General features: G+C 71.4%; 10 protein-coding genes and 1 tRNA gene. 1 reads left to right on the top strand and 10 read right to left on the bottom strand.

What is annotated here, in order from left to right:
- Positions 1–53 precede the first annotated feature (53 nt).
- The 10 genes from CCN72_RS31350 to CCN72_RS31305 form a co-directional block, all read right to left on the bottom strand.
- A complete protein-coding gene (locus CCN72_RS31350) occupies positions 54–1,709 on the bottom strand; it encodes a long-chain fatty acid--CoA ligase (RefSeq protein WP_086811490.1) in 1,656 nt (551 codons plus the stop codon).
- 660 nt (positions 1,710–2,369) lie between these two features.
- A complete protein-coding gene (locus tag CCN72_RS31345) occupies positions 2,370–2,906 on the bottom strand; it encodes a SigE family RNA polymerase sigma factor (RefSeq protein WP_085565554.1) in 537 nt (178 codons plus the stop codon).
- A gap of 147 nt (positions 2,907–3,053) precedes the next feature.
- On the bottom strand, positions 3,054–4,220 hold the full coding sequence (locus CCN72_RS31340; protein WP_086811488.1) for a lipid-transfer protein: 1,167 nt from the start codon (positions 4,218–4,220) through the stop codon (positions 3,054–3,056).
- Positions 4,217–4,615: a MaoC/PaaZ C-terminal domain-containing protein gene (locus tag CCN72_RS31335; RefSeq protein WP_086811486.1), complete on the bottom strand. Its 399-nt coding sequence runs from the start codon at positions 4,613–4,615 to the stop codon at positions 4,217–4,219. The genes CCN72_RS31340 and CCN72_RS31335 overlap by 4 nt, the downstream gene beginning before the upstream one ends.
- Positions 4,612–5,526, bottom strand: coding sequence for a bifunctional MaoC family dehydratase N-terminal/OB-fold nucleic acid binding domain-containing protein (locus CCN72_RS31330; RefSeq protein ID WP_086811484.1), 915 nt, complete (start codon positions 5,524–5,526; stop codon positions 4,612–4,614). The genes CCN72_RS31335 and CCN72_RS31330 overlap by 4 nt, the downstream gene beginning before the upstream one ends.
- A 201-nt stretch (positions 5,527–5,727) precedes the next feature.
- Positions 5,728–6,879 carry an HTTM domain-containing protein gene (locus CCN72_RS31325; RefSeq protein ID WP_237553615.1) on the bottom strand — a complete coding sequence of 384 codons (1,152 nt, stop codon included), beginning with the start codon at positions 6,877–6,879 and terminating at the stop codon, positions 5,728–5,730.
- Positions 6,866–7,633 (bottom strand): DUF5819 family protein, encoded by a 768-nt coding sequence (locus tag CCN72_RS31320; protein WP_244174569.1) that lies wholly within the window; start codon positions 7,631–7,633, stop codon positions 6,866–6,868. Before CCN72_RS31320 ends, CCN72_RS31325 begins: the two co-directional genes overlap by 14 nt.
- Before the next feature lie 203 nt (positions 7,634–7,836).
- On the bottom strand, positions 7,837–8,763 hold the full coding sequence (locus tag CCN72_RS31315; protein WP_341868901.1) for an ice-binding family protein: 927 nt from the start codon (positions 8,761–8,763) through the stop codon (positions 7,837–7,839).
- A 588-nt stretch (positions 8,764–9,351) separates the two neighbouring features.
- Positions 9,352–9,438: transfer RNA gene (locus CCN72_RS31310), tRNA-Ser, on the bottom strand.
- 96 nt (positions 9,439–9,534) lie between these two features.
- A complete protein-coding gene (locus CCN72_RS31305; protein ID WP_086811479.1) occupies positions 9,535–11,109 on the bottom strand; it encodes a trypsin-like peptidase domain-containing protein in 1,575 nt (524 codons plus the stop codon).
- A gap of 323 nt (positions 11,110–11,432) precedes the next feature.
- Here CCN72_RS31305 and CCN72_RS31295 point away from each other — a divergent pair.
- On the top strand, positions 11,433–12,097 hold a 665-nt coding region (locus tag CCN72_RS31295), incomplete at its 3' end, for a glycerophosphodiester phosphodiesterase family protein (protein WP_086811475.1).

The following is a 12,097-nucleotide window of genomic DNA, read 5'->3' as shown; positions in this document are numbered from 1 at the left end:
GTCATGAGGGAGGGGCCGGGCTGCTGCCCGGCCCCTCCCTCATGACGCGTGGCTCACAGCCGGGTGACGTCCAGGTCCCCGTCCGCGTAGCTCCTGCGCAGCAGCTTCTTGTCGAACTTGCCCACGCTCGTCTTCGGCACCGCCGCCACGATCGTCCAGCGCTCGGGCAGCTGCCAGCGGGCGATGTGGGCCTCCTCGGCGAGGAAGGCGCGCAGGGTCTCGAAGTCGGCGGCCGCGCCCTCCCGCAGGACGACCGTGGCCAGCGGGCGCTCGCCCCACTTGTCGTCGGGGACGGCGACCACCGCGGCCTCGACGACGTCCGGGTGGGACATCAGCGCGTTCTCCAGCTCCACGGAGGAGATCCACTCGCCGCCGGACTTGATGACGTCCTTGGCGCGGTCGGTGAGGGTGAGGAAACCGTCGGGGGAGATGACCCCGACATCGCCGGTCTTCAGCCAGCCGTCGGCGCTGAACTTGTCGGCGGGGCGCAGGGGTTCGGCGTCGGGGCCGTTGTAGTAGGCGCCCGCGATCCAGGGGCCGCGCACCTCCAGCTCACCGGCCGACTCGCTGTCCCAGGGCAGGCGTTCGCCGTCGGGGCCGGTCAGGCGGGCCTCGACCCCGGCCGAGAAGCGGCCCTGGGTGAGGCGGTAGCCGAACTCCTCGTCCGTGCCGAGGGAACTGGCCGGCGGGCGGGAGACGGTGCCGAGCGGGGAGGTCTCCGTCATGCCCCAGGCGTGCACGACCGGCATGCCCAGCTCGTCGAAGGCCCGCATCAGACCGGGCGGGCAGGCCGCGCCGCCGATGGTGACATGGGTGAGGGTGGAGACGTCACGGGGGCGGGCGAGCAGTTCGCCGAGCAGGCCCTGCCAGATGGTGGGCACGGCGGCGGCGTGGGTCGGCCGCTCCCGCTCGATCATCTCGGCGAGCGGCGCGGGCTGGAGGAAGCGGTCCGGCATCAGCATGTTGACGCCGGTCAGGAAGGTGGCGTGCGGCAGGCCCCAGGCGTTGACGTGGAACTGGGGGACGACGACGAGCGTGGTGTCCTTGTCGGTCAGGCCCATCGACTGGGTCATCTGCACCTGCATGGAGTGCAGATAGACCGAGCGGTGGCTGTAGACCACGCCCTTGGGGTCGCCGGTGGTGCCGGAGGTGTAGCACATGGCGGCGGCCTGGCGTTCGTCCAGCTCGGGCCAGTCGTAGTGGGTGGGCCGGCCCGCGATCAGGTCCTCGTACTCGTGCACCCGCGCGGTGGCGCCGGCCAGCGGGGCGCGGTCGCCGGGGCCGGTGACCACGATGTGCTCGACGGTCTTCAGCCGGGGCAGCAGCGGGGCGATCATCGGGATCAGGGAGCCGTTGACGATGACCACGTGGTCGGCGGCGTGGTTGATGATCCACGCCAGCTGCTCGCCGGGCAGCCGCAGATTGAGGGTGTGCAGCACCGCGCCCATGGAGGGGACCGCGAAGTACGCCTCGACGTGTTCGGCGTTGTTCCACATCAGGGTGGCCACCCGCTGGTCGCCGGTGACGCCGAGGGCGTCGCGCAGGGCGTGCGCCAGCTGGGCCGAGCGGGCACCGATCTCGGCGTAGGAGCGCCGCTGCGGCTCGGGCTCGCCGGTCCAGGTGATCACCCGCGAGGCGCCGTGGACCGTCGACCCATGGGTCAGGATCCTGGAGATCAGCAGCGGTACGTCCTGCATGGTGCTCAGCACGGAGTCCTCCCGGCGACGGTGCCTACGCGGTAGTAGGGGGTGCGCCGATTCTGCGCACATACCGCTCGGTATGTCACTAGGTGGAATGTCACTGCGTGCGGAACGGGACGGAAACGGGTCGGAATCGAGATCCGGCGGCCATTCGTGCCGGTGACCTGGTGTCGTGGGGACCGGTGAGCGGGTGTCTCCGAGCCAGGCGAGTCGATGCCTCCGAGCCCAGTGGGCCAGCGCCTCCGGGACCGGTGAGCCGATGTATCCGAGCCCAGTGGAGCAGCGCCTCCGGGCCCGGTGCGCGGGTGCCTCCGGACCCGGTGAACCGGCACCCCCCGGGCCCGGTGAGCCAGCACCTTTCCGCTCCGGCGACCTAGTGTTCTCGGGGTCGGCGGGCCGGTGCCTCCGAGCGCAGTGGGCCAGCGCGTCCGGCCCGGTGCGCGGGTGCCCCCGGACCCGGTGAACCGGCACCCCCCGGGCCCGGTGAGGCGGCACCCTTCCGCGCCAGTGACCTGATGTCCTCGGAGCCGGTGGACCGGTGCCTCCGGGGCCGGTGAGTCGGTGTCCTGAGCCCGATGGTCTGGCGTTCTCGGGTTCGCTGAGCCGGCGTCCACGGGGTCCCGTGAGCCGGGGTCCCCGGGCCGGTCGGAGTCCCCGGGCCGGTCGGGGTTATCGCGCCAGTCCCAGTTCCGGGTCCTCGCGCAGCTTGCCGAGTGCGCGGGACACCGCCGACTTCACCGTGCCCACCGAGACCCCCAGCACCTCCGCGGTCTGGGCCTCGCTGAGATCCTCGTAGTACCGCAGGACGACCATCGCCCGCTGCCGCGTGGGCAGCTTCATGACGGCCCGCCACATCGCGTCGTGCAGCGCCTGCCGCTCGGCCGGGTCGTCGTCGGGCAGCGGATCCGGCTCGGGCAGCTCGTCGCAGGCGAACTCGTCCACCCGGCGCTTGCGCCACTGCGAGGTCCGCGTGTTCAGCAGCGCGCGGCGCACATAGCCGTCGAGCGCCCGCTGGTTCTCGATCCGCTCCCAGGCAGCGTAGGTCTTGGCCAGCGCGGTCTGCAACAGGTCCTCGGCGTCGCAGGGGTTCGCGGTCAGCGAGCGCGCGGCGCGCAGCAGGACGGGCCGGCGGGCCCGTACGTACGACGTGAACGACGGGTACGCGGGGGCCGCTGCCGAGGCGCTGGTGCAGACGGGTGTGGTCATGGCTCCACGCTATGAGCGGCCCGCGCGTCCCGGGATCGGCCGCAGGTGCCGAAGCGGGGTCCCCCTCAGGTTGTAGGGGTGGGGACGGCGCCACCTCCTGAAGGTGGAGCGGGGGTACGCCCGACCCCGGGTCCCACCCCGAGGAGTTCAGCCGTCCGCCGCCAGGACCAGGCCCGATGTCGGCACCCCGGTACCCGCGGTCACCAGGGTCCGAGCGGCCCCGGGGACCTGGTTCACGGCGGTGCCGCGCAGCTGGCGGACCGCCTCCGCGATGCCGTTCATGCCGTGCAGATACGCCTCCCCGAGCTGGCCCCCGTGGGTGTTGAGGGGCAGCCGCCGCCCGGCCGTGAAGTCCGCCGCCTCGCCCCGGGCGCAGAAGCCGAACTCCTCCAGCTGCATCAGCACGAACGGGGTGAAGTGGTCGTACAGGATCGCGACGTCGATGTCGGCCGGGGCGAGGCCCGAGGTGCGCCACAGCTGGCGGGCCACCGCGCCCATCTCCGGCAGCCCGGTCAGCTCGTCCCGGTAGAAGCCGGTCATCTGCTCCTGGGCACGGCCCGCGCCCTGGGCGGCGGCCGCGATCACGGCGGGCGGGCGGCGCAGGTCCCGGGCCCGTTCCAGGGAGGTGACGACGAGCGCCTGGCCGCCGTCGGTCTCCTGGCAGCAGTCCAGCAGCCGCAGCGGCTCCACGATCCAGCGGGAGGCGGCGTGTTCGGCGAGGGTGATCGGGCGGCCGTGGAAGTAGGCGGCCGGGTTGGTCGCGGCGTGCGCGCGGCCGGTCACGGCGACATGGCCGAACGCCTCGGGGGTCAGCCCGTAGGTGTGCAGATAGCGCTGGGCCGCCATCGCCACCCAGGAGGCCGGGGTGAGCAGCCCGAACGGCAGTACCCAGCCGAGCGCCGCGCCCTCCGCCGAGGGCTCGCGGTGCTGGACACCGGCGCCGAATCTGCGCCCCGAGCGCTCGTTGAAGGCGCGGTAGCAGACCACGACCTCGGCGATCCCGGCCGCCACGGCCAGTGCCGCCTGCTGCACGGTCGCGCAGGCCGCGCCGCCGCCGTAGTGGACCCGGGAGAAGAAGGACAGCTCGCCCATCCCGCAGGCCTGGGCGACCGTGATCTCCGGGCTGGTGTCCATGGTGAAGGTGACCAGGCCGTCCACGTCGGCGGGGGTGAGCCCGGCGTCGTCGAGCGCGGCGCGCACCGCCTCCACCGCGAGCCGCAGTTCGCTGCGCCCGGAGTCCTTGGAGAACTCGGTGGCGCCGATCCCGACGACGGCCGCGCGTCCGCCGAGGGTGTCCTTCGCGCGCAGGCTCATGGGCGGGCCGCCGCGGGGACGGTGACGGTCACCGTGCCGGTCACATGGGTGCCGAGACCGTTGGCGCCGACGACGCGCACGGTGGCGGTGTCACCGTCTACCCGCTCGATCCGGCCGGTCAACACCATGGTGTCGCCCGGGTAGTTGGGGGCCCCGAGCCGGATGGCGACCTTGCGGAGGAGCGCGGTGGGGCCGAAGTGGTCGGTGATGTACCGGCCCACCAGGCCGTTCGTGGTCAGGATGTTCATGAAGACGTCCGGGGAGCCCTTGGCCCGGGCCAGTTCGGGGTCGTGGTGCACGTCCTGGTAGTCCCGGGAGGCGATCGCGCCCGCCACGATCAGTGTGCGGGTCAACGGGATCTCCAGCGGCGGGAGTTCGCTTCCGGCCGGCCTCACGCCGCCACCCCCCGGAACACCGGCAGCGTCAACTCGTCGTCGTACGCCGTGAATTCGAGGCACACCGGCATCCCGATGCGCACCTTGTCGTACGGGACCCCGATCACATTGCTCACCATCCGTACTCCTTCCGCGAGTTGGACCAGGGCGACCGCGTAGGGCGGGTCGAAGGCGGGGAAGGGCGGGTGGTGCATCACGACGTACGAGTGGACGGTGCCCTCGCCGCTCGCCTCGACCGTGTCCCAGCCGGGGCCGCCGCAGGCGTTGCAGCCGGGCAGCCAGGGGTGGCGCAGGGTGCCGCAGCCGGTGCAGCGCTGGATGAGCAGCCGGTGCTCGGCGACGCCCCGCCAGAAGCCGGCGTTGTCGCGGTTGACGACCGGGCGGGGGCGTCTCGGTGGTGGCGATGGGGTCGGTGCCGGTGTGCGGGCGGGGGCGTACTTGAGGATGCGGAAGCGGTGGGTGCCCGCGAGGACGCCGTCCGCGCGGATGTCGGTGCGGGTGGTGACGAAGTGGCCGGTGCCCAGCTTGGTGGTCTTGCGGTCCGACACCGATTCGATCACCGTGTCGAAGGTGATCGTGTCGCCCGGCCGCAGCGGGCGCAGGTACTCCTGCTCGCAGTCGGTGGCGACGACCGAGGTGCAGCCCAGGTCGTCCAGGAGGCGGAGCAGTTCGTCGTAGGGGCCGGAGCGGTCGCCATGGCCGGAGAGGCCGGCCATCGTCCAGGCCTGGAGCATGGTGGGCGGGGCGATGGCGCCGGGGCCGCGGTAGGCGGGGCTGGTGTCGCCCATGGCCTCGCACCAGTGCCGGATCATCGGCAGGTTGACGGGGTCACGGCCGGTCCCGGTGGCGGCGGCGGGGAGCCCCTCGTACGCCGCGAGCCGCGCCTGTATGTCGTCCGCCCGTGTCTCCATGTCCGGCCTCCCGCTGTGGTGTTCGGCCTTTTGCTGCGTTCCTGACTGTCCGTCAGATTCGATGGGGCTGTCAAGGAGAGCGGCCCGGCGGGCACGCATCGGCGACGCCAGGGGTACCTCGGACCGGCAGGGCCGGTGAGGCGGTCGGCCTCCGGGGGGCCGACTGGGAAGTCGTTCGTCAGGCGCGGCCCGAAGAGACCCTCACTGGCTCGAAGGTGTGTGCTGCGGCGGCACGAGTACCGGCTCTTCGCGGGGCGGAGTCCCCGCCTCCCCGGCAGCTGTCCGCCGGGCGGCGCCCCGGAACAGCCGGCCGAGATACCGGTAGAAGCGGTCCGGAAGGAAGACGGCGTCCGCGACGATCATCGCACCGGAGAAGAGCGGCAGACCCAGGAACACCGCGATACCCACGTGCATACCCAGCAGCACGGTCAATACCGGGTACTTGAGCCTGCCGAACAGGACGAACGGGAAGGCCACCTGCACCAGCACGGTCAGGTAGCAGATGGCGGCGATCAGTACGACGTGTCCGTCCGCCATGGCGGAGAGCCCTGGCCAGGGCCGGAACAGGTCGAGGTTCAGGGCGTAGTGGAGGGCGCTGCCGTTGCCCCAGGAGGCGCCCTGCACCTTGTACAGGCCCGCGGATCCGTAGAGGAAGCAGACCTGGGCGGCGATGACGAGCATGCCGCAGTTGTGCAGCACGGTGGTCACGGTCAGGCGCGCGTCGTGGAGGTGACGTCGCAGCTCGCCGGACACCCGGCCCGGCGGAACTCGGCCGGCCTTGCCGGCGGTGGCTCGGAGCCGAACCCTGCGTGCGTCGAGGGACCAGCGTCGGCCGCATGCGGTGACGACCAGATAGAGGGCCATGAGGAGGATGAGGTTGTCCCCTCCGTCCGTCATGAAGATCGCCCTGGCGTGGAACGACGCCACGACGACCGCGAAGAGCACGGATACCGCCCTGGTTCGCCAGCCCAGCATGAACAGTACGGAGGTGACGAGGGCTGCCGTGTAGCAGACCTCGAAGTAGGCCCGGCTGTCGGACAGGGTGAGGAAGCTGGCCCACCCGGTCTGGTCGAAGAGCTGCCTGGCCAGTGCCGGCGTCCACGGTGAGCCGGGACCCCAGTTCTCGTCGCGGTGGGGGAACTCGCGCAGCAGGAAGGCGAAGTAGAGGAACCCGTACCCGATGCGCAGAACTGCCGCGGCGTACAGGGAGATCGGCTGCTCCAGCAGGAGGGTGAGGAGCGTGACGACACGGGTCGGCAGCTGCCGCGACGCGGGTGCGTCCGCTCGCTCGGTGCCATGTCCGGGGTACGACGGCGTGGCCGCCGGGGTCGATGTCGACTCAGCCTGCTGCATGGCTGGCCACCTTCCACCAGGGCAGGTAACGGGTGTCGGCGGGCTTTGGTACGGCCGCGCCGGGACCGGGGCCGCCGGCTGTGGGCGGCGCTGCGATGGACACGGTGATCACCCGCAACTGGATGGACTCGAATGTGCCGCGCCGATGCGCGGTGACACGGTCCGCAGCGATGTTGCCCAGGTATTGCTGGATCATCAGAGCGCGCTGCGAATGCGGCCGGTCGTCACCGCCGTGCGTTTCGAGATAGGAAGTCCAGGCCCGGCGCAGCATGTTCTGTGCCGTGTGGCTCGGAAAGGGGTCGTGTTTCACCGCGGCCGTGTCGAGGGCGGTCAGGTCGAACCAGTCGCTGACTTGGACGGTGCCGTCCGGCGCGGTGTGCATGGTTCTCGCCGAGATCTGCCGGTTGACCGACTCCGGGTCCGGGGCGAAAAGCCGCCAGTTCTGCTCGAACAGCGGGAAGACCCAGGCGTTGATCTGCCGGCTGTACTGCTGGGAGACGGGATTCGGAGGTGCCACCTGTAGAAATACCAGGAGCACGTGCACCAGGGCCGTCGCCAGGCACAGGACCACAGCGGCCTGTACTCCGGCCTTCACGGCGAAGGGCGGCCCCGAAGGTGCTTCGGCGGCGGGGGTTCCGCCGCCCTCGTTCTGTGCGGCTCTTCCGGCGCAGGTCCGGTCCGATTCGCCGGCATCCGCTGCTGCGACGCCACCCCGCACGGTCCCGTCCGGCTCTGCCGGCCCGACTTCTCTCACTTGGTTCTCCTGAGGTTTCACCGGCGGCGTGCGACGGAAGCGGTGATGATCCGCGCCGCACGCACGCCGCCGGTCCTACTCGCACGGAGGAGGCTGCCCCCGAGCGCACACGCCGCCGGGGAGCGCATGCGCGTGATCCGCGCTACGCGGTCGCGAACCTCCGGGACATGCGGGGATCGCTCCGGGCCGCGCCGACCGTCGCGCTAGGCAGGGTCACAGTCGTAACCGTGGTCCGTGCCGGCCTGGTCGGCGTAATCGCCGTACTCGCCGGGCTTGCAGCCGTGGTTTCCGCCGGTGCTGCCACCGGTCGTGGCTCCCGTGGTCCCGCCCGTGGTGCCGGACGTCGTCGTACCCGTGGTCCCAGCCGTGGTGGTGCCCGTGGTCCCGGACGTCGTCGCACCCGTGGTCCCGGACGTCGTCGTACCCGTGGTCCCGGACGTCGTCGTACCCGTGGTCCCGGACGTCGTCGCACCCGTGGTCCCGGACGTCGTCGCACCCGTGGTCCCGGACGTCGTCGCACCCGTGGTCCCGGACGTCGTCGCACCCGTGGTGCCGCCGGCGCACTGCGGCCGGGTGATCGTGTTGGTGTCCAGCGTCACGGCACCGTTACGGGCCAGCGCCCGCCCGTCGATGGTCGCGCCGGTCGTGGCGGAGATCGACGTCAGGGCCAGGATGTTGCCCACGAAGGTGGAGTCGGTGCCGAGGGTGGCCGAGCTGCCGACCTGCCAGAACACATTGCACGGCGAGGCACCGTTGGTGAGGAGCACCTGGCTGCTGGACGCCGTCGTCAGGCCCGAACCGACCTGGAACACCCAGACGGCGTTGGGGTCCCCCTGGGCATCCAGGGTGAGGGTGCCGGTGAGCCCGAGAGTGGAGGAGGCGGTGTAGACGCCCGGAACCAGCGTCAGACCACCGGCGTCCGCGGGAAGGGCACCGTCGGTGGCCTGTCCGGCGGCGTCGTTGAACGCCGTGACCAGGTCGGTCTGGGCCTGGGCGGCCACAGCGTCCGCAGAGTGCTGGGCGCCGTTCACCAGACCGGGCGGGAACCCGCTGATGGCCGTCCCCGGGCTCACTCCGAGATCCCCGGTGATCACCGAGGGACCGGTGTTGGTGACGGCCGAACCGGCCAATACCGCAAAGCTGTCCGCCGTGCCCAGAGGCACAGGTGTGGCGAGAGCGTTTGCCTGCGTCGGCGTCACGGCGGTTACGACAGCGGCAATCACCACGGAAAGTGCCGCGGCGATCCAGACCAATACTGTGCGCCGTAGCGGCGCGACAGGGATATTAAGCGTCATCGAGGGGCCGACTCCTGTGAGGGGGTGGTGACGTATTTGGCGGTTCCCAGTCGCACTGAATCGCCGGGTTTCTGCCGTCGGCATATCACTTAGGAGTGCGGGTCGAGTTACTATTCATCTGAGTGGTTTCGTCGAATCCGGCGAGCGAATCATGAAATACAGAAATGCCCAATGGCCCGGATGGCGTCAATTACTCATCCGGACGGGCGACGGGCCACATCGCCGAAGAGGACAGCTTGTCCAGGGGAGACGGCCGGCCACCGAGCCAAATAAATCGCACTAATGCCGTTGCGGGTTAGCCGCAACCGTCACCTCGGGAGTCTGACGCTGCATGCACTCGTGCGGAAGCAGAAGGGGCACCCCTCGGCGAGGGGTGCCCCTTCTGAACAGACCGTCTCTCTGAACAGACCGTCTCTTGATCTGCGGAGGCGGTGGGATTTGAACCCACGGTGACATCGCTGCCACGACGGTTTTCAAGACCGTTCCCTTAGGCCGCTCGGGCACGCCTCCCCGCGCCGCCCACCTGGGACGGAGCGGGGTACAGCGTACCGGCCCGGGGGCGGTCGCGGGGGCGTTGGGGACAACGGCCCCGGTGGGAGGGGAAGGTCAGCTGTCGCCGGCGCGGGCGCCGAGGGTCAGCTGGACCGTGTGCTCCTGGCCGCCGCGCTTGTAGGTGATCGTCACCTTGTCGCCGGGCTTGTGGGTCCAGATCTCGCCGATCAGGGTGGGACCGCTGTCGATCACCGAGTCGTCGAGCTTGGTGATCACGTCACCGGGCTTCAGGCCCGCCTGGGCCGCCGGACCGTTCGCCTCGACCGCGGCGGCGCCGTCCGCGCCCTGGTCGGTGATCTTCGCGCCGCCCGTGGAGTCCTCCAGCGAGACGGACGCGCCGATCTTGGCGTACACCGGCTTGCCGGTCTTGATCAGCTGTTGGGCGACGTACTTGGCCTGGTTGATCGGGATGGCGAAGCCGAGGCCGATCGAACCGGACTGCCCGCCGGAGCCGAAGCCGCCGCTGCTGCCCGAGGACTGGATCGCCGAGTTGATGCCGATCACCGCGCCGGAGGCGTCCAGCAGCGGGCCGCCGGAGTTGCCCGGGTTGATGGACGCGTCGGTCTGGAGCGCGCTCATGTACGACGCCTTGCTCGTGGCGCTGCCGTCGCTGGAGGCCACCGGGCGGTTCTTGGCGCTGATGATGCCGGTCGTCACGGTGTTCGACAGGCCGAAGGGGGCGCCGATGGCGATCGTCTCGTCGCCGACGGCCACCTTGTCGGAGTCGCCGAGCGGCAGCGGGTTGAGGTCGGAGGGCGGGTTCTTGAGCTTGACGACCGCCACGTCGTAGCCCTGCGCGTGGCCGACGACCTCGGCGTCGTACTTCCGCCCGTCGGGGAACGTCGCGGTCAGCTTGCCGCCGTCGAGGGCGTCCGCCACCACGTGGTTGTTGGTGATGATGTGGCCCTGCTTGTCGAAGACGAAGCCGGTGCCGGTGCCGCCGTCGCCGTTGGAGCCCTCGGCCTCGATGGTGACCGTGCTGGGCAGCGCCTTGGCGGCCACGTTGGCGATGGTGCCGGGGGCGCGCTTGACCTGCGCCGCGCCGTTGTCGGACGCGGAGACGGTGGTGGAGCTGCCGTTGTCGTTGTTCCTGGCCAGGGTGTAGCCGAGGCCACCGCCCAGACCGCCCGCGACCAGCGCGGCCACCAGGACCGCGGCGAGCAGGCCACCGCGTCCCTTCGGCTTGGGGGCGGGCTGCTGGTATGACGCCCCCCAGGCGCCGCCGCCACCCGCGCCGCCCGCGCCGTCGGCGTAGGTCGGCGTGCCGGGCGGCGGCGGGGGCGGCCAGGCGCCCTCGGGGCCGGCGACGGGAGGCTGCGGGGCGGTCCCGGGGACCGGCGGCAGCGGAGCGGTCGGCTCGGCGCCGGGCGCCGGGGCGGCGGGATAGCCCTGGCCCGCGTGGGGCGACTGGGGTGCCTGGGGTGCTTGGTGCGTCTGGGGCGCTTGGTGCGTCTGGGGGGCAGGGGCGGGCTGCCCCGGCTGCTGGTCCGCTTGGTGCCCCGGGCCCGCCGGCCCGTCGGTCCCCTCCGGCGTGGTGTGTGCCTGCGGGGACGCGTCGGGAGAGGCCACCGGCACGGGAGGTGCGGACGGGGCCGGGGGTACCGCGTTGCCCTCGTTCTCGGTGCTCACAGCTCTACTCCTCGATCCACGGCTGTTTGTCCTCGGTCGCGCTCGGTCACGTTCGTGCACGCTCGGCGGCGCGTGCGCGCTGGTCGTGACCTGTCACGATGCGGCTGCGCATGGTCCTGCGTTCACTGTTCCAGTTTGTATGCAGTCAGCTTTTCCCACGGGCCGTCAGAGCACCATAAGCCGTGGCTGTGGGTCCAGGGCCAGCCCTTACAAAGGGCATCCATGAGAAAAGCTACATAAACCAGCACAACGTGTGCCACCGTTCGCCGCCCGGACGCACGAGCGCCGTCCCGCGTACCCCGCGGGGGTGGCACCATGACGCGGTGACCACCCACGCACCACAGCTCTCCGTCCAGGTCGTCGCCCACCGGGGCGCCTCCGAAGACGCACCGGAACACACCCTGGCCGCCTACCGCAAGGCGATCGAGGACGGCGCCGACGCCCTTGAGTGCGATGTCCGGCTGACCGCCGACGGCCACCTGGTCTGCGTCCACGACCGACGGGTGAACCGCACCTCCAACGGCCGCGGCGCCGTCTCCGCCCTGGAACTCGCCGATCTCGCCGCCCTGGACTTCGGCTCCTGGAAGACCGGTGAGCCGTATCGCGGCCGGGTCGAGGAGCCCGACTGGGAGCACCGCCCCGAGGACCGCGAGGAGACCTCCGTCCTCACCCTGGAACGGCTGCTCGAACTGGTCGCGGACTCCGGGCGGCGGATCGAGCTGGCCATCGAGACCAAGCACCCCACCCGCTGGGCGGGCCAGGTCGAGGAGAAGCTGCTGGGCGTGCTGGGCCGGTTCGGTCTGGCCGCGCCCGCCACGGCCGCCGAGTCGCCGGTACGGATCATGAGCTTCTCGGCGCGCTCGCTGCACCGGGTGCGCGCGGCCGCGCCGACCCTGCCGACGGTCTACCTGGTGCAGTGGCTCTCGCCCCGGCTGCGGGACGGACGGCTGCCCGCGGGCGTGGGCATCGCGGGCCCCTCGGTGCGGAT

It is taken from the genome of Streptomyces murinus, assembly GCF_002154555.1.
Taxonomy (GTDB): domain Bacteria; phylum Actinomycetota; class Actinomycetes; order Streptomycetales; family Streptomycetaceae; genus Streptomyces; species Streptomyces murinus.
This window is presented reverse-complemented; position numbering and strand designations above follow the sequence as displayed.